General features: G+C 60.8%; 16 protein-coding genes and 3 tRNA genes. 16 read left to right on the top strand and 3 right to left on the bottom strand.

What is annotated here, in order from left to right:
• Nucleotides 1-180: 180 nt before the first annotated feature.
• Nucleotides 181-2,181: a site-specific recombinase gene (locus tag B0B52_RS02340; protein ID WP_077592002.1), complete on the bottom strand. Its 2,001-nt coding sequence runs from the start codon at nucleotides 2,179-2,181 to the stop codon at nucleotides 181-183.
• A gap of 12 nt (nucleotides 2,182-2,193) precedes the next feature.
• Nucleotides 2,194-2,604, bottom strand: a complete 411-nt coding sequence (apaG, locus tag B0B52_RS02335) for a Co2+/Mg2+ efflux protein ApaG (RefSeq protein ID WP_077592142.1) — start codon at nucleotides 2,602-2,604, stop codon at nucleotides 2,194-2,196.
• 97 nt (nucleotides 2,605-2,701) lie between these two features.
• On the opposite strand from apaG, the gene rpe reads away from it, so the two are divergent.
• From rpe to gph, 4 genes are all read left to right on the top strand, one after another.
• Nucleotides 2,702-3,400 (top strand): ribulose-phosphate 3-epimerase, encoded by a 699-nt coding sequence (rpe, locus tag B0B52_RS02330; RefSeq protein WP_077592141.1) that lies wholly within the window; start codon nucleotides 2,702-2,704, stop codon nucleotides 3,398-3,400.
• Nucleotides 3,401-3,452: 52 nt separating this feature from the next.
• Entirely contained in the window at nucleotides 3,453-5,153 is a 1,701-nt protein-coding gene (locus B0B52_RS02325) for an adenylate/guanylate cyclase domain-containing protein (protein ID WP_077592001.1), read from the top strand.
• Between the two features lie 120 nt (nucleotides 5,154-5,273).
• On the top strand, nucleotides 5,274-7,796 hold the full coding sequence (locus B0B52_RS02320; RefSeq protein WP_077592000.1) for a PAS domain S-box protein: 2,523 nt from the start codon (nucleotides 5,274-5,276) through the stop codon (nucleotides 7,794-7,796).
• An 87-nt stretch (nucleotides 7,797-7,883) separates the two neighbouring features.
• Entirely contained in the window at nucleotides 7,884-8,621 is a 738-nt protein-coding gene (gph, locus tag B0B52_RS02315) for a phosphoglycolate phosphatase (protein WP_174575464.1), read from the top strand.
• Between the two features lie 22 nt (nucleotides 8,622-8,643).
• Here the strand turns inward: gph and B0B52_RS02310 are convergent, their stop codons facing one another.
• Nucleotides 8,644-9,231 carry a chalcone isomerase family protein gene (locus B0B52_RS02310; RefSeq protein WP_077591998.1) on the bottom strand — a complete coding sequence of 196 codons (588 nt, stop codon included), beginning with the start codon at nucleotides 9,229-9,231 and terminating at the stop codon, nucleotides 8,644-8,646.
• A 445-nt stretch (nucleotides 9,232-9,676) separates the two neighbouring features.
• Here B0B52_RS02310 and trpE point away from each other — a divergent pair, with 445 nt between their 5' ends.
• The 12 genes from trpE to B0B52_RS02250 form a co-directional block, all read left to right on the top strand.
• Nucleotides 9,677-11,176 carry an anthranilate synthase component I gene (trpE, locus tag B0B52_RS02305; protein ID WP_077591997.1) on the top strand — a complete coding sequence of 500 codons (1,500 nt, stop codon included), beginning with the start codon at nucleotides 9,677-9,679 and terminating at the stop codon, nucleotides 11,174-11,176.
• Nucleotides 11,173-11,484: a chorismate mutase gene (locus B0B52_RS02300; RefSeq protein WP_077591996.1), complete on the top strand. Its 312-nt coding sequence runs from the start codon at nucleotides 11,173-11,175 to the stop codon at nucleotides 11,482-11,484. Before trpE ends, B0B52_RS02300 begins: the two co-directional genes overlap by 4 nt.
• A 3-nt stretch (nucleotides 11,485-11,487) precedes the next feature.
• Nucleotides 11,488-12,060: an aminodeoxychorismate/anthranilate synthase component II gene (locus tag B0B52_RS02295; protein ID WP_077591995.1), complete on the top strand. Its 573-nt coding sequence runs from the start codon at nucleotides 11,488-11,490 to the stop codon at nucleotides 12,058-12,060.
• A gap of 57 nt (nucleotides 12,061-12,117) precedes the next feature.
• Nucleotides 12,118-13,164 carry a low-specificity L-threonine aldolase gene (gene ltaE / locus B0B52_RS02290; protein WP_077592140.1) on the top strand — a complete coding sequence of 349 codons (1,047 nt, stop codon included), beginning with the start codon at nucleotides 12,118-12,120 and terminating at the stop codon, nucleotides 13,162-13,164.
• Between the two features lie 2 nt (nucleotides 13,165-13,166).
• Nucleotides 13,167-13,817 carry a LysE family translocator gene (locus tag B0B52_RS02285; RefSeq protein WP_077591994.1) on the top strand — a complete coding sequence of 217 codons (651 nt, stop codon included), beginning with the start codon at nucleotides 13,167-13,169 and terminating at the stop codon, nucleotides 13,815-13,817.
• 43 nt (nucleotides 13,818-13,860) lie between these two features.
• Nucleotides 13,861-14,904, top strand: coding sequence for an anthranilate phosphoribosyltransferase (gene trpD / locus B0B52_RS02280; protein WP_077591993.1), 1,044 nt, complete (start codon nucleotides 13,861-13,863; stop codon nucleotides 14,902-14,904).
• Between the two features lies 1 nt (nucleotide 14,905).
• Nucleotides 14,906-15,706 (top strand): indole-3-glycerol phosphate synthase TrpC, encoded by an 801-nt coding sequence (gene trpC, locus B0B52_RS02275; protein ID WP_077591992.1) that lies wholly within the window; start codon nucleotides 14,906-14,908, stop codon nucleotides 15,704-15,706.
• A 16-nt stretch (nucleotides 15,707-15,722) separates the two neighbouring features.
• Nucleotides 15,723-16,493, top strand: a complete 771-nt coding sequence (locus B0B52_RS02270; RefSeq protein WP_077591991.1) for a uracil-DNA glycosylase — start codon at nucleotides 15,723-15,725, stop codon at nucleotides 16,491-16,493.
• Nucleotides 16,494-16,555: 62 nt separating this feature from the next.
• Nucleotides 16,556-16,641 (top strand) — tRNA-Tyr (locus B0B52_RS02265).
• A 92-nt stretch (nucleotides 16,642-16,733) separates the two neighbouring features.
• Nucleotides 16,734-16,807 (top strand) — tRNA-Gly (locus B0B52_RS02260).
• Between the two features lie 49 nt (nucleotides 16,808-16,856).
• Nucleotides 16,857-16,931: transfer RNA gene (locus tag B0B52_RS02255), tRNA-Thr, on the top strand.
• A 100-nt stretch (nucleotides 16,932-17,031) separates the two neighbouring features.
• The coding region (locus B0B52_RS02250) for a GTP-binding protein (protein WP_254425612.1) at nucleotides 17,032-17,317 on the top strand (286 nt) is incomplete at its 3' end.

Raw genomic sequence — 17,317 nt, 5'->3', positions numbered from 1 at the left:
CTGTTAGTTGAAACTTATGCAGCTCCGCGGCAAGGCGTGTGCGAAGTGCGCGTGTGAGGCAGGTGGCCGATGCGGCTGGGACAGCCCGGGCGTGAAGCTGTTTAATCTACATCAGTTCACGGTTTGGGCCTGTAGGACAAGTGCTGAGACCGGATGTCCTGGAGGCTTGACAGCGTCGCGTTATTCGGGAACAAAAAAGCTTCGGGGCTCGCTGCGCCAGCGTGCCCAGATCGCTGCGCGAATGCGTGCGCGGTCCACCCCGCTGACGTTGTGTGCCTGCAGTGCCAGCCTGAAGGCGAAATAAAAGCTCACCCCCAGATTGAGCGCGCCTATTAGCGGAATGGCGGCAATGCACCACCAGAAGGCCGGTTGCCGCAACACCTCCCAGCCGAGCGCGGCGGCGGCGGCGGCCAGCTGGCCGGAAGACAGCGTGACATGGCGCACCTCGAGTTCGACCCCGAAAAAACCGGTCATGGGCGGAATCAGCCCGAGCATGAAGCCCAGGGCGATGTTGGAGGCAAAGCCGGAGACGTTGTCGCGCATGAAGTGGGCCCAGCGCCGCGCGCGGGCGATGCCCAGTGCCGCGGTGATGCGCGGGTTGTAACGCATGGCCGAGGCCAGGTGGTACAGCACAAACCAGTTCTCGACCCAGCCGCCGATGATGCTGGCGGCGAACAGCACCACACCGGTAAAGGCCGCCCACAGCAGTGTGGGCCCGAGCAGGTTCAGGTCGTGCAGCACATGTTCTGCCGCATTCGCGTCAATCATCGGGTGGCCCAGGGAGAGCTGGATGCCGGCGCTAATTAGCAGCACCACCGGCACCACCATCAGGACGTTGCCGAGCACGGCCGCCACCTGAGAACGCACCAGGTGGGTCACTTCAATGACGAACTCGCTGACCGCTTCGCCGGTACGCAAATCCTTGAGTTTGGCCGCCATCGCTGGGGCGGTCATCGCCGGCTGTTTGGTGGCCAACGTGAAGTGCATGAGCTGGATCAGCACAAAACTCGCGGCATACACCACGCTGGCCAGAAAGCCGCTCCAGAAGGCCGACAGTGCCAGCCCCACCACCATGAACTTGAGCAGCGTGGTGGCTGCGGTCAGGGCACCGCCTCCGGCCGCCTTGCCCAGCATGTTCACATAGGCGGCGCGGTCGCGCGTGATGTAATTCTCGCCGGTCTCGGCGTCGCGTTCGGCCACCTTGGCTGCCAACAGGCTGGAGTTGCTGGCGATCAATGCGCGTATGCTGCGTCGCTCTTTGGCCAGCAGCACCAGCCGGGCCAGCAACTGCATCGCACTGCTGCCGGGTTTTTCCGCGAGCAGGCAGTCGAGCAGTTCGCGAATGCGCAGGATGCGTTCACGCAGCTGGCGCAGGCGAAACACCAGGCCGACCGAAATGCCGTGCTCATCCAGGTGGGTGTACGCGGAGGAGGCCGCACTGCGGCAGGCTTCCAGCCGAGCCTTGAAGCGGTCCAGGGCCAGGTGCAGCGCGCCGCTGTCCGGCCCATGCGCCAGCATCGCGTCGCGTATCGCGTCGAGATCCGATGCCAGGCCATGAAAAGGGCGGGACTGCAGGGTCTGAGGGCTCATGCGCAGGCGCAGCTCGGGGGAAAACCCCGTGGCCTGAACCTGGCTGGTGCAATAGGTCAGTGCCTCCAGCAGTATCCCTTGCCAGCCCTTGAGCATGGTGGTTGCTGCCGCCTCCGGCACAGGTGCTGCGTCGGATTCCGGTGAAAGCGTCGCGGGATGCAGCAACACCGACAGGCGCGCCAAGGTCGCCTCGTCAAGCAACTTGAGCCAGCGCGCGTCGAACGGCGTAGGGAACAGCAGCATGAACAATTCGGTAGCGTGGGTGGTTTCAGGGGTGCCGGGCAGCAGCTTGTAACGCAAGCGCTCACCCAGTTCGCTCAGAAACGCCGCGCGCGGTGCAAAGCCGAAATCCGCAAACAGGGGTGTCGCGTCAACCGTGCCCACCAACGTTGCCCACCATTCCTTGAGCTTCTCTGCAAAACCGGGGCGGGCCTGCGCAGCGTCCAGGAACAAGACCAGACGCGACACGGCGGCCTGTGGGTTGTCGGCGTCACCGCGTATCCAGTCAAGCAGGGCTATCAGCCAGAGGTGGCGGTGGGCCAACTCCGCTTTGGGCTCCAGCAGGTCCAGCAGTTCGGTCAGCCTGCGCATTGCCTCACCAGTTCAATGCAGCACTCTGCCGCTTCCGGCGCCGCTGTCCGATGCGGCGGCGTCTCCAGCGTCGAGCACGAACATGGGAATGGCTGCTTCGAAACGCTCTCCGTCCTCGGCCACAAAAAAGTAGCTACCGTGCATCGTGCCGGTTGGAGTGCGCAGTCGGGAACCGCTGCTGTATTGGAAGGATTCACCTGGCTTGAGCAACGGCTGGTGGCCCACCACGCCCAGGCCCTTGACTTCCTCGGTGTGTCCGCGCGCATCGCTGATGATCCAGTGACGCGAAATAAGCTGTGCTGCCACCTCGCCCGTGTTGGTGATGGTGACGGTGTAGGCAAAGCCAAACACCTCGTTTTCAGGTGAGGACTGTTCAGGCAGGTATTGCGGAAGGACTTCGCAGGAGAACTGGTATTTCGGCATGGTGTTGGCAGGAGCAGCATTCATGTTAACCGCCCTTCGCGGCACAGGAAATTGCGGGGCCATGGGCAAGACGCGCGCTTGCTGCGACAATCCGGCCATGAGTCAAACCAAGCCACCGATGTACCGAATTGCACCTTCCCTTTTGTCAGCTGACTTCGCCCGCCTGGGCGAAGAACTCAAGGCAGTGATTGCTGCCGGCGCCGACTGGATCCACTTTGACGTGATGGACAACCATTACGTGCCCAACCTGACCTTTGGTCCCATGATCTGCAGCGCCCTCAAGCCGCATTCCCAAAAGGCCGACGGTACGGCGGTTCCCATCGACGTGCATCTGATGGTGCAACCGGTCGATGCGCTGGCGGCAGCTTTTGCCGATGCCGGCGCGGATCTCATCAGCTTCCATCCTGACGCCTCGGGCCATGTTCACCGCAGCGTGCAAGCCATCAAGGCCAAGGGATGCAAGGCGGGGCTGGTGTTCAATCCGGCCGCGCCTCTGGATGTGCTGGACTGGGTCATCGACGACATCGATTTGATCCTGATCATGAGCGTCAATCCGGGTTTTGGCGGACAAGGATTCATTGATTCAGCCCTGCGCAAGATCGAGCTGGCCAGGAAACGCATCGACGCCTGCGGCAAGGACATTCGCCTGGAGGTGGATGGCGGGATCAAGCTGGAGAATATTGCAAAAGTCGCTGCAGCCGGTGCCGACACATTTGTGGCGGGAAGCGCCATCTTCGGCAAGCCTGACTATCGGGCGGTGATTGCCGGTATGCGGGCCGAGTTGGCTGCCAAGTGAGCTGTTAGTAAGCCAGGGGCCTGGCCTCTGGCACAAATGAGGGAGCCGGGCGATGAATCAAGCAGGCAAACCAGAAGCGGACGGGGTATTGCAAGCAGCAAATACTGCCGCGCAGCCGTGCATCCTGGTGGTGGAGGACAGTGACGACATTCGTTATCTCCTCATGACTCTGCTTCAGGAAAGCTACGAGGTAAAAGTGGCGGCAAACGGCCAGGCTGGCCTGGAGGTCGCAAGGGCCACTCCGCGGCCGGACATTATTCTTCTGGATGTGATGATGCCGGACATGGACGGCTACGAGGTTCTCGCGCAGTTGGGACGCGACCCGCGGACGGCAGACATCCCCGTGATTTTCCTGACGGCTCTTGGCAGCGTTGAGGAGGAGCACCGTGGCCTGGAACTGGGCGCCACCGACTATGTGGCCAAGCCGATCAGCCCGCCCATTCTTCTGGCGCGACTCAAGCTGCACGTGGAGCGCAGCGCCAATGCCAAGCGGCTCAAGGAACTTTCCGAACAGCTTTCGCGGTATTTGGCGCCGCAGGTTTACCAGTCGCTTTTTGACGGTTCGCGGCAGGCTGAAATCCGGACGCAGCGCAAAAAACTTACGGTGTTTTTTTCGGACATCAAAAATTTCACCGAATCAACTGCGCAGTGGCAGCCCGAAGAAGTCACGCTGTTGTTGAACAGCTATTTTGCTGAAATGTCGCAGATCGCCGCGGAATACGGCGCCACACTCGACAAGTTCATTGGCGACGCGATTGTGATTTTTTTTGGCGACCCTCATACACTCGGCGTTCGACAGGACGCTGTGCAGTGCGTCAGGATGGCCATTGCGATGCAAAAGCGCATGGAAGTGCTGCGAGCGCGGTGGCGGGACATGGGCATTCACAAGAGTTTCGAAGTCCGCATTGGCATCAATTCAGGGTTTTGCGACGTAGGCAATTTTGGCAGCTCCCTGCGGATGGAGTACACCATCATTGGGCGCGAGGTCAACCTGGCCGCCCGGCTCGAGCAGGCGGCCGATCCCGGCGAAATCCTGATCTCCAGCGAAACTTATGCCCTTGTCCAGGGTGAGATACATGCAGACGCGCGCGACCCGGTGCTCGCCAAGGGATTTTCCCAGCCCATTCCCGTGTTTGCCGTGCACCCGGACCGCGTGGCGACCGGCGAGCCCGGTGTCCTGCGCGCAGATCAGCCCGGCCTGCGCCTGGAGATGGATACCAGCCGCCTGACGGCCGCACAGAAAGCGGCTGCTGCTGTTGAACTACGCAAGGCGCTGGCCAGTCTGGAAGGAGATGTGGTGAGCGAACCTTCCCTCAAGGTGGCGGAACCAGCCATCGCGCTTGCCCCGGCATTGGACGCTGTTCCCGAAGATGTACTTGTACTGCCCGAAAGGATTGCCGGTCTGGACTTGACATTGGGGTTGCACCGTGCAATGGGTGTCCAAAAGTTGTACCTTTCCATGCTGGGCCGCTTTCTTGAAGGCCGCCGGGACACGCCAGACAGGGTACGGCAGGCCATGAAAGAGGGCGACCTCAAGGCCGCGGAATTGCTGGTTCATTCGTTGCGCGGAATCTCAGCCCAGATTGGAGCCACGCGGGTGCCTGAGGATGCCCTGGCGCTGGAGCAGGCGCTTCATGAAGAACGGCCACAAGCCGAAGTCGAAATCCTGCTGGGGCCACTGGAGTCTTCCCTGGGCGAATTGATTGCCGGGCTGCAGGCGGGCCTGCCGCCGGCCAAGGGGGCCGCGTCATGAGGGGAGGCCGATCGCGGCGCCCGGCACACAGCCTATTGGGTGTATCGTGTGTGCAGACGCCTCAGGGAGCTTGTCCCGGCCGGCGTTGTCCTTATCACGCCACAGGATGAGCTGCTAGACATGAAGCTGCCCTTTCGCGCCACCATCACCGTTGCCCTGGCATTGGGGCTTCTCCTGATGATCTTGAGCGTGGCGACTTCCTATCTGACCATCAATGCGATGCTGGAGGATAAAAGGGAGGAAGAAAAAATACAGGGCAAGGTTCTGCTGCTGGAACACCTGGTATCGCAGTTCAAAACCACAGAATCGCTGCAGTGGCGATACCTGCTCACCTTTTCGGACAAAGACCTGGTCTCGTATCAGCAGGCCCGCGCGGGTATGCAGCAGGCGCTGCGCACCGCAAGCGGGGTGCAGACGACCGGCAGCGGTTCCGAAAGCTTGCTCAGGCTGCAAGATCTGATCAACCGCCGAATAGGACTGATGGACCTGGACGTGGCAGCCCGACAGCAGGCCGGGCTTGACGCGGCCGTTGCGATGATGGGCAACGACGTCAATCGCCAGCTTCACGAAGAAATCGAAACACTGGTTAACCGCATAAAAAGCAGCGAGAAACAAAACCTGGAGCAGTCCGAGAGGCAGAATTTGCGGACCGCGCTAACCGTGCGGTTGCTGATCCTGCTGAGTGGCCTGTTGTCGTTGGGGCTGGTGGGCTGGACCATTCTGGCGGCGATGCGTGTCCAGGCCAAGAACCGCCGCATTCAGGCGGAGCTTGCCGACAGTGAGGCCATGAGCCGTGCCATTACCGAAAGCATGGCGGACGGCGTGGTCACGGCCACTCAGGAAGGCGCTATCGTCAATGCCAACCGCGCGGCGCGGCACCTGTTTGGTTACAAACTCAAGGAGCTGGTCGAGCATCCCGTCGCCATGCTTTTGCCCGCGCGGTACCAGATGGGGTTCACGGCTTTCTTCTCGGCACTGGCGGAGCGGCCGGTGGGGTTCAAGGAGTCGGGGACTCTGGTACGCGGCCAGCGCCGCGACGGTACCGAGTTTCCGGTCAATGTATCGTTTGGCGACGTTACTGTGAGGGGGCAGCGGCTTTTCACTGCCATCATCCGTGATGTCACAGAAAGCCAGCGCATCGCCGAGGCCCTGCGTGACAGCGAAGAGCAGCTTCGCCAACTCACCGACAGCGTTCCCGCCCTGATTGCCTACGTGGACAAGGAGCAGCGCTTTGAGTTTCACAACAAGGCCTATGAAGAGGTCTTTGGATTGCCCCGGGAAAAGATCGATGGCAAAACCATGCTGGAAATCATGGGCCCGGAGTTTTATGCCCAGATTCGTCCTCACGTCGAGGAAGCGCTGGCCGGTTATGCCGTGCGTTATGAGCGGGAACAGACGACCGCTGGCGGAGAGCGCCGCGAGTATGTGATGAGTTACTTCCCGCGTTATGGTGAAGGCGATGAACAGGACAAAGTCGTCGGCTTTTTCTCGCTGGGGACCGACGTCACCGAACTCAAGCGGATTGACCGTATGAAAAGTGAATTTGTCTCCACGGTCAGTCATGAACTGCGTACGCCGCTGACATCCATACGCGGTTCGCTGGGCCTGGTGTCGGGCGGTATCGCCGGTGTACTGCCCGACAAGGCCAAAGGGCTGGTCGACATCGCAAAAACCAACTGCGAGCGCCTGATCAGGCTGATCAACGACATTCTTGACAGCGAGAAAATCGAGTCGGGCAAGATGCCGTTTAATCTGCAGCCCTTGGAGTTGTTGCCTTTGCTGGAAAGGGCTGTTGCCGATAACGAGGGATTTGCTGCCCAGCACAAGGTCAAGCTGGTGCTTCAGTCACCCAGGCAGCCTTTGCGGGCCTGCGTGGACAGTGACCGCCTGTTGCAGGTGGTGACCAACCTTCTGTCCAATGCCATCAAGTTTTCACCGGCCGAGGGGACGGTGTTGATTCTTCTTGGCCGGCATGCGGGGCGCTTGCGCGTGGAAGTCAGTGACAACGGACCGGGCATCCCCGAAGAATTCCGTGTGCGTATTTTCCAGAAGTTTTCGCAGGCCGACTCATCCGACACGCGCCAGAAGGGCGGGACGGGCCTGGGCCTGAGCATTGCAAGAGCCCTGGTGGAGCGCATGGACGGCACCCTGGACTTCAAGTCCAAGGTGAATGTAGGCACCACCTTTTTCTTTGAGTTGCCGGAATGGCGCGAAGCTCCACCGGTGACCGCCCCCATGAGCCTTTATGGTGTCGACCGGCCGCGCGTGCTGGTCTGCGAGGAAGATCCGGACGTCGCGCAGCTGATCGGCATGATGCTGGACAGGGCTGGTTTCGATGCGGACATGGCGCACACGACGGCGCAGGCTCGCGACTACCTGACGATGGAGTTCTATGCGGCGATGACCGTGGATCTCAAGCAGCCTTATGAAAACGGAATGGACCTGATACGAAGCCTTCGCCAGGATCCCCGAACCTCGGGGCTTGCCGTGGTGGTGGTGTCGGTCACGGCGGCCGAAGCAAGGTTGTATGCCGGCGAGTCGGTGGCTGTTTTTGATTGGCTGGAAAAACCGATTGACGAGCAGCGCCTGCTCGACAGTGTGCAGCGGGCCGTCAAGAGCAGGCGCGCCAGCGCAAATGCTTGAGCCCTCTGGGCATGCCCACGTTCGAGCTTGCGGACGTGACACGCGGGCTGGGCTTAGGATCAAGCCTTTTGCCCAGGCATTACTTCCATGAACCATGGCCTTTTTGACGCTGCCATCGTTGACCTTGACGGCACGATGGTGGATACCCTCGGTGATTTTGCGGTTGCGCTGAATCTTATGCTGGCCGACGTGGCACTTCCCGCGATTGCGCGCGCTGCCGTGGAGCCACTGGTGGGCAAAGGTTCCGAGCATCTGATCCGATCTGTGCTCAACCAAGTGTTGAAAGTGGCTCCAGCCCTTGAGGAGCGGGCGCAAGCAGCTATCAATTTGGAAGTGGATCGTTTGTTTTCCGACGCGTGGGCCAGCTATCAGCGCCACTACCTGGAGATCAATGGGCGACATGCCAGCGTCTACCCGGGGGTCATTGAGGGTTTGCAACGGCTGCAAGGGTGGGGCTTGAAGCTGGCCTGCCTGACCAACAAGCCGACGGCGTTTGCCGTGCCCCTGCTCAAGGCCAAGGGCCTGGGCGTATTTTTTTGCCAGGTGTTTGGCGGCGATTCATTTGAACGGAAAAAGCCAGACCCGTTGCCGCTGCTCAAGACCTGCGAGGCATTGGGAAGCCTGCCTTCACGGACCCTGATGATCGGCGACTCCAGCAATGACGCACAGGCTGCGCGGGCCGCTGGTTGCCCGGTGCTGTTGGTGACTTATGGCTACAACCACGGCGAGCCCGTCCATGGCGTGGATGCGGACGGGTTTATCGACACCTTGGCGGACGTCGACCTGGAAAGCCTGAAAACAAATACGGGGCGTGCGCCCCATTAAAGATCGTCGTCAGCCTTGGGGCTCAGGCGGGTTTTCCCAACAGGGCGTCCTTGAGTTTCCAGTCAGCGGGGACAGGGCCGAGCCAGATGCGCAGCAGGGCGTTGAAAAATTCAGGTTCCTTGAAAGGTTCGCCTTGCGGCACGCCCTTGACCGTGATCACGGTGCCCGTACCCGGGATCCAGTCGATCATGAAGACATCGCCTGCAACCAGTTTTTTCTGGTCCGCGAAAATCTGGCCCATCTTGATCAGGCCGGGAATCAGCTTGGACATCTCGGTTTTGGGTGCGTTGTCCTGCACCCCGCGCGTGAAAAGTTTTCCGAGTTCGTTGGAGTCGATCTCACGCAGCATGGTGATCTGCATGCGCTTGGGCCCCGTGACGGCCAGCACTTCCTCGGGCGTGCCAGCCTTTTGGCCGAGGTAGAGGCCGGCGGTGTAGACCTTGAACACTGCCTTGTAACGCACGCCGGCGCCGTTAAGCACGAGCTTGCTGCCGCGCAGGTCAAGGTGGTCTTCCATCTTCACGCCTGCCATCTCCACAGTCGCCGCTGCGGCACCAAAAGCCAGCAAAAGCGCCATCGTGCCCGCCAGGCATTGCTTTACCAAAGTCATTAGAGCTCCCTAAAAAAGAACGGTCGTTCGCTTAGTATTCTGATACCCGGCCAGGCCTCTGGCAACAGGGTTTTCGAGATGAGCGTTACTACTAGTTACATTATCTGCAGGCTGTGAGGAGTCTTTTTTTTGCCGTGCACTGGTGAATGTACTGGTCTGTGATCTTCATTTGCAAATTTGGTTCGGGTTGCTTTTTGGCTTTGCTACACTCGGGTTTCCATGTTCATTCATCGCATCATTCAGACGGGTAGCAGCTACCGGGGAGCCTGGCCCTGGCGGGCCTGACAGCTCTCGCATGCTGAGGCCTCGGTCTCTTCGTCATGCAAGCCTGTTTTGATGCGCTCTTGCACCACGCGTGCAACGAGCATCCCGGCCCCGGTTTCGGGGCTTACTGAATGATGGTGGCCACGCCGACGCGCGTGAAGTCACCGCTGAAGGAAGCTGCATGATCTCTGAACTTGAATTCAAAAGCCTTGCACAGCAGGGCTACAACCGTATTCCGCTGATGGCGGAGGCGTTTGCCGACCTCGAAACCCCGCTTTCCCTCTATCTCAAACTGGCGCACTCCAGGGACGGGGGCAAATTCAGCTTCCTGCTGGAGTCGGTGGTGGGTGGCGAGCGGTTTGGCCGCTACAGCTTCATCGGCCTGCCGGCCCGCACGATGGTACGGGCCAGTGGCTTCGGCGCCGACGCCCTGACCGAGGTGGTCCGGGACGGCCAGGTCATCGAGACATCGAAAGCCAACCCGCTCGATTTCATCAGCGATTACCAAAAGCGTTTCAAGGTGGCCCTGCGGCCTGGCCTGCCGCGCTTTTGCGGCGGTCTGGCCGGCTATTTCGGCTACGACACGGTGCGCTACATCGAGAAAAAACTCGAAGCCTCATGCCCGACCGACGCACTGGGTTGCCCGGACATCCTGCTGCTTCAGTGCGAGGAACTGGCGGTCATCGACAACCTTTCGGGCAAGCTTTACCTGATTGTGTACGCCGACCCGGCCCAGCCCGAGGCCTTCGCCAATGCCAAGAAGCGCCTGCGCGAACTGAAAGAGCAGCTCAAATATTCGGTCAGCGCCCCGGTGGTCAAGCCAACCCAGGCTTATCCGGCAGAGCGTGATTTTGCAAAAGCCGACTACCTGGCTGCCGTGGAGCGCGCCAAGCGGCTGATCGAAGCGGGCGATTTCATGCAGGTGCAGGTGGGCCAGCGCATCAAGAAGCGTTACACCGAGTCACCGCTGTCGCTGTACCGTGCGTTGCGCTCACTCAACCCCAGCCCCTACATGTATTACTACCACTTCGGAGATTTCCATGTGGTGGGTGCGTCGCCGGAAATCCTGGTGCGGCAGGAGAAAACGGACGAAGGACAAAAAATAACGATCCGCCCATTGGCCGGCACGCGTCCGCGCGCTTCGTCGCCGGAGGCCGACAAGGCAGTCGAGCGGGAACTGATCAACGACCCCAAAGAGCGTGCCGAGCACGTGATGCTGATAGACCTGGCACGCAACGACATAGGCCGCATCGCAAAAACCGGCACGGTGAAGGTGACCGAGGCATTTTCGGTGGAGCGCTACAGCCACGTGATGCACATCGTCAGCAATGTCGAAGGCGTGTTGCTCGACGGCATGACCAGCATGGACGTGCTGAAAGCCACCTTCCCGGCGGGTACGCTGACAGGTGCGCCCAAGGTGCATGCCATGGAGCTGATTGACCAGCTCGAGCCGACCAAACGCGGCTTGTACGGCGGCGCTTGCGGCTACCTCAGTTATGCCGGCGACATGGATGTGGCAATTGCCATCCGCACCGGCGTGATCAAGGATCAGATGCTTTATGTGCAGGCGGCCGCCGGTGTGGTGGCCGATTCGGTGGCCGAGCTGGAGTGGAAAGAGACGGAGGCCAAGGCGCGCGCCTTGCTGCGCGCTTCCGAGCTGGTCGAGGAGGGCCTGGAATGAACACGCCAAACATCAAACATTGCGACACCATGGCCGACGTGCGCCGGCACATCGATGCCCTGGACGACCGCATTGTGGCCCTGCTGGCCGAGCGCGGCGGCTATGTGGCCCAGGCCGCGCGCATCAAGCAGCGTGCCGACCAGATTCTGGATACGGCGCGCATTGAATTCATCATTGACCGCGTGCGGATCCAGGCGCGCGAGGCGGGCGCTTCGGAAGCTGTCATGGAAGCCACTTACCGCGCCATGATCGACGCGTTCATTGAATTTGAGCGCGGTGAGTTCAAACGCCTGAAAGAGGAGGCCTGAGCCATGAAACTTCTGATGATCGACAACTACGACTCTTTCACCTACAACATCGTCCAGTACTTTGGCGAGCTCGGTGCGCAGGTCGAGGTGTTTCGCAATGACGAAATCACGGTGGAAGGCATTGCCGGACGCGCGCCTGATCTTTTGGTGGTGTCGCCGGGGCCGTGTTCGCCGGCGGAGGCCGGCATCTCGGTGGCAGCCATCAAACACTTCGCCGGCAAGTTGCCCATCCTGGGGGTTTGCCTGGGCCATCAGGCGGTGGGTGCGGCCTTTGGCGGAAAAATCATTCGCGCGCAACAGCTGATGCACGGCAAAACCAGTGTGATCAGCACCACGCAGGAAGGCGTGTTTGCGGACCTGCCCAAGCAGTTCACGGTCAACCGCTACCACTCGCTGGCCATCGAGCGCGCCACGTGCCCCGAGGCGCTGGCAGTGACCGCATGGACCGATGACGGCGAGATTATGGGGGTGCGCCATAAGGAACTCCCGATCCAGGGCGTGCAGTTCCATCCCGAGTCCATCCTCACCGAGCACGGCCACGCCATGCTGAGGAATTTCCTGGAGCAGGCGGCATGAAATCCGCTATCAATTTCATAGCTGCTTGCGACCGTGTTTATTGGGCTGGAGGCCAAAATGACTGTTGACCTGCGCAGCGACACCGTCACGCAGCCGACAGCTGCCATGCGCGCAGCCATGCAGGCCGCGCCGCTGGGCGACGACGTTTTTGCGGACGACCCCAGCGTCAACGCGCTACAGGAAAAAATCGCCGGCCTGCTGGGCTTTGAAGCCGCCCTGTTTGTGCCCACCGGTACCCAAAGCAACCTGTGCGCGATCCTCAGCCACTGCCAGCGCGGCGACGAATACATCGTGGGGCAGATGGCGCACTGCTACCGCTGGGAAGGCGGCGGTGCAGCAGTGTTTGGCAGCGTGCAGCCCCAGCCTCTGAACCACCAGCCCGACGGCACCCTGGCCGTGGCGGACATCGAGGCAGCCATCAAGCCTGACGATGCGCATTTCGCGCGCACGCGACTGCTGGCGCTGGAAAACACGCTGGGTGGCAAGTTGCTGCCTTTCGATTACCTGCAAGAGGCCACGGCGCTCGCAAAGAGCCGGGGCCTGAATCGCCATCTTGACGGTGCGCGCCTTTTTAATGCCGCAGTGGCACAGGCCGCGCAAACGGGCAGCAACCCACTGGCCGAAGCGCGACGCATTGCGCAATGCTTCGACACCGTTTCGGTGTGCTTCAGTAAAGGGCTCGGCGCCCCGGTAGGTTCCGCTTTGTGCGGCTCGCGCGAACTCATCGCCCGGGCGCATCGCATCCGCAAGATGGCGGGTGGTGGCATGCGCCAGGCCGGCATGCTGGCTGCCGCAGCATCGCATGCGCTGGATCACCACGTGGGGCGGCTGGCGCAAGACCATGCGCTGGCCCAACATCTGGCCGATGGGCTGGCAGGTATTGAAGGCCTGCAGGTGGAGCCGCCGCAGACCAACATCGTGTTTGTGGATTTGACGGGTGCGGCCAGGGAACAGTCCGCAGCGCTGCTCAAGCATCTGGCGGGGCAGGGTGTCCAGGCCACCGGCCTTTACCGGCTGCGGTTTGTCACCCACCTGGACGTGGACATCGCCGGTGTGGACCATGCTGTGGCGGCCATTCGCCAATTTTTCAACGCAAGGAAGTAGCCATGCCTGATTTTCAACACTTGTTGCTTTTCATCGCGGCCGGCTGGCTGCTCAACCTGACGCCGGGCCCTGATGTGCTGTACATCGTGACCCACTCACTGCGCTCGGGCGCGCGTGCCGGCATCATTGCCGGGCTGGGTATCACGACCGGTTGTTTTGTCCACATCTTCGCGGCCGCTGTCGGCGTCAGCGCACTGCTGGCTACTTCGGCCATGGCCTTCACCGTACTTAAATGGATGGGCGCGGCCTACCTGTTGTGGGTGGGCATCAAGATCCTGTTTTCCAGACGCCCGCAGGCGACCACTGACCTGAGGGCTGTGGCCGCCAGCGAGCCGCAGCGCCCGTTGAAAGCGATTTTCATCGGCGGTTTCTGGACCAATGTGCTCAATCCCAAGGTGGCGATCTTTTTCCTGGCGTTTGTGCCGCAGTTCATCGCGCCTGACGCCGCCAGCCCGGCGCTGGCTTTTGCGCTGCTGGGTGTGTTGTTCAACCTCAACGCCATCCCTGTCAATACCGGCTGGGCGCTGGTCGCCGCGTGGATGGCCAGGCGCGATGCAGTGCAGCGCGGCATGCATTGGCTGGACCGTGCGGCCGGTGTGATGTTCATCGGCTTTGGCATCAAGCTGGCCCTGACCGACCATCCGGCGAGTTGACACAGACATTTTTCAGCCAGAAACAACAGAAGCGAGACGCGTAATGCCCCACACCCACAAAATCACCCCGCAGGAAGCCCTGCAGCGCACCATCGAACACCGCGAAATTTTCCATGACGAGATGCTGCACGTCATGCGGATGATCATGAGTGGGGAGATGTCCCCGGTCATGATGGCCGCGCTGATCACCGGCCTGCGTGTCAAAAAGGAAACCATTGGCGAGATCACGGCGGCCGCCCAGGTGATGCGCGAGTTTTCGACCAAGGTGAATGTGGCCGACAAGACACACCTGGTGGACATCGTCGGCACCGGGGGTGACGGCTCGCACACCTTCAACATCTCGACCTGCTCGATGTTTGTGGCCGCCGCGGCCGGCGCCAAGGTCAGCAAACATGGCGGGCGCAGTGTCAGCAGCAAGTCCGGCAGCGCGGACGTGCTCGAAGCCCTGGGCATCAACATCAACCTGCAGCCTGATGCCATTGCAAAATGCATCGAGGAGGTTGGCGTCGGCTTCATGTTTGCACCGAATCACCACCCCGCCATGAAAAACGTGGCGCCGGTGCGCAGGGAACTCGGTGTGCGCACCATCTTCAACATCCTTGGGCCGCTCACGAACCCGGCCAGTGCGCCCAACATTCTGATGGGCGTGTTCCACCCTGACCTCGTCGGTATCCAGGTGCGTGCGCTGCAACGACTGGGCGCCGAACATGCGCTGGTGGTCTACGGCAAGGACGGCATGGACGAGGTCAGCCTGGGCGCGGCCACCGTGATCGGCGAGCTCAAGAACGGCGAGATCACCGAATACGAAATCCACCCTGAGGACTTCGGCGTGGCCATGGCCAGTAACCGAGCACTGCGCGTGGAAACGCCCGAGCAGTCCATGAAGATGCTCAGGGGCGTGCTCGACAAAGAGCCGGGCGCAGCGCGCGATATCGTCGTCCTCAACGCGGGCGCCGCGCTGTATGCGGCCAATGTGGCCGACTCCATGAAGGCTGGCATTGAACTGGCCCGCAAGGCCATTGATTCCGGCGCTGCCAAAGGCAAGCTGGAGCAGCTTGTTTTCACCTCCAAAACCCTGGCAGCCTGATATGTCTGACATCCTCAACAAGATCGTGGCCGTCAAGCGGCAGGAAGTAGCGGCGGCCATCAAGCGCAAACCGCTGGAAGCAATGCGTTTTGATGCCGAGTCGCGCGTGCTGACGCGTGATTTTGCCGGTGCCTTGCGCGCCAAAATTGCCGCCGGCAAACCCGCCGTGATCGCCGAGATCAAGAAGGCCAGCCCATCCAAAGGGGTGCTGCGGGCCGATTTCATTCCAGCTGATATCGCTCAAAGCTATGCAGAATGTGGTGCGGCTTGTTTGTCGGTGCTCACTGACAAGGATTTTTTCCAGGGCAGTACCGACTACCTCAAGCAGGCCAGGGCGTCCTGCGGCCTGCCCGTGTTGCGCAAGGATTTCATTATTGACCCTTACCAGGTCTACGAATCGCGCGTCATGGGCGCCGACTGCATCCTGCTGATTGCCGCCTGCCTGGACGACGCGCAGATGAAGACGCTGGAAGCTTTGGCCTTCTCGCTGGACATGGCGGTGCTGGTGGAAGTGCATGACCGGGCCGAGCTGGACCGCGCGCTCAAGCTCAAAACCCCGCTGGTTGGCATCAACAATCGTAATTTGCAGACCTTCGAGGTGTCGCTGGACACCACGCTGACTTTGCTGAAGCACGTGCCTGCCGACCGGCTCCTCGTGACCGAGTCTGGCGTGTCGACGGCGGCCGATGTGGCGCGTCTGCGAGAGGCCCAAGTCCACGCCTTTCTGGTTGGCGAAGCCTTCATGCGGGCCGACGATCCGGGGGTAGCGCTTGCGGCTCTTTTTCCAGATGCTACTGATTAGATAGCTGCTTGCGCGCATGCCTAAAGGACCACAGGCCGATCTGGCCTTTGAAAACCCGTCGCAGCTGCTGCCTGAGCGCGCGGGGCACAGTGCGCGCCTGACTCGCTGGAATCCGGCAGATTGGCCGTTGGCGGCTGATTGGGTGCCCGAAATCGAGCGTTTCCTGGCCAGCAGCACGGGCCGGCAGCTGGGTGCGTTTGTCAAACAGCGGCTTGCCGCAGGCGCTGTGATTTATCCGCCCCAACCATTCCGGGCGCTGGAACTGACTCCACTGGCTGATGTGGAGGTCGTTATCCTGGGGCAAGACCCCTACCACGGCCCCGGCCAGGCGCATGGGTTGGCTTTTTCGGTGCCCGACGGGATCAAGCCGCCGCCCAGCCTGCGCAATATCTTCAAGGAACTGGCGCGCGACCCGGGTGTTGAGGCTGAGGCGCATTCAGGCGGTTCGCTGGAACGCTGGGCCCGGCAGGGCGTGTTGCTGCTCAACACCAGCCTGACGGTCGAGGACGGCCAGGCCGCCAGCCATGCCAGCCGGGGTTGGGAAACCCTCACCGACCAGCTGATCAGCGCGGTTTCCGCCAAACCCGAGCCGGTGGTGTTCATGTTATGGGGTGCGCACGCCCAGGCAAAACAGGCATTGATTGCCGCCCGCCATCAGGTGTTGACGGCCAATCACCCTTCGCCGCTGTCGGCTTTGCGTCCACCCAAACCCTTCATCGAATGCGGCCATTTCAGCGCCGCCAATGACTTTCTGCAAAGCCACGGTCGGCGCCCTGTAACGTGGTAAGCACTTGTTGTTGCACATTGCCAGTTGTCAAATATCCATGGCATAATCTGAGGTTCGCCAAAGGAGAGGTGGCCGAGTGGTTAATGGCAGCAGACTGTAAATCTGCCCTCTAACGAGTACGCTGGTTCGAATCCAGCCCTCTCCACCAGCGATGAATTGATTTGCAGGCGCGGCATGGGTAATCAAGGTGCCGCGTTTCGGGGTTTTTTAGAGCGTAAGAGCGTAAAAAAGGCGGCCGATGCGGGAGTAGTTCAATGGTAGAACCCTAGCCTTCCAAGCTAATGACGCGGGTTCGATTCCCGTCTCCCGCTCCATAACAATAAGCGCTGGTTTGTATTTGGCAGTGAAAGAGTTTTGAATTTGGCCCTTTTGGCTCAGTGGTAGAGCACTCCCTTGGTAAGGGAGAGGTCGCGGGTCCGATTCCCGCAAAGGGCACCATTTCAGCGGTGCGGTCCGGTGTTCAGCTGGGCTGGCTGGAGTGGTTGGGTGGTGTGACAAATTTCGTAAGTAAATCCCTAAGGTATTTGGAGTCGAAAAAATGGCAAAAGGCAAATTTGAGCGGACCAAACCGCACGTCAACGTAGGCACGATTGGGCACGTTGACCATGGCAAGACCACGCTGACGGCAGCGATCACGACCGTGCTGGCGGCCAAGTTCGGCGGCGAAGCCAAGGGTTACGACCAAATTGACGCGGCTCCCGAAGAAAAGGCCCGCGGCATCACCATCAACACCGCCCACGTGGAATACGAAACGGCCAACCGCCACTACGCCCACGTCGACTGCCCCGGCCACGCCGACTATGTCAAAAACATGATCACCGGCG

It is taken from the genome of Polaromonas sp. A23, from assembly GCF_002001015.1.
Taxonomy (GTDB): domain Bacteria; phylum Pseudomonadota; class Gammaproteobacteria; order Burkholderiales; family Burkholderiaceae_C; genus Polaromonas.
The sequence above is the reverse complement of the archived record's forward strand: the minus strand, read 5'-3'. Positions and strand labels throughout refer to the sequence as shown.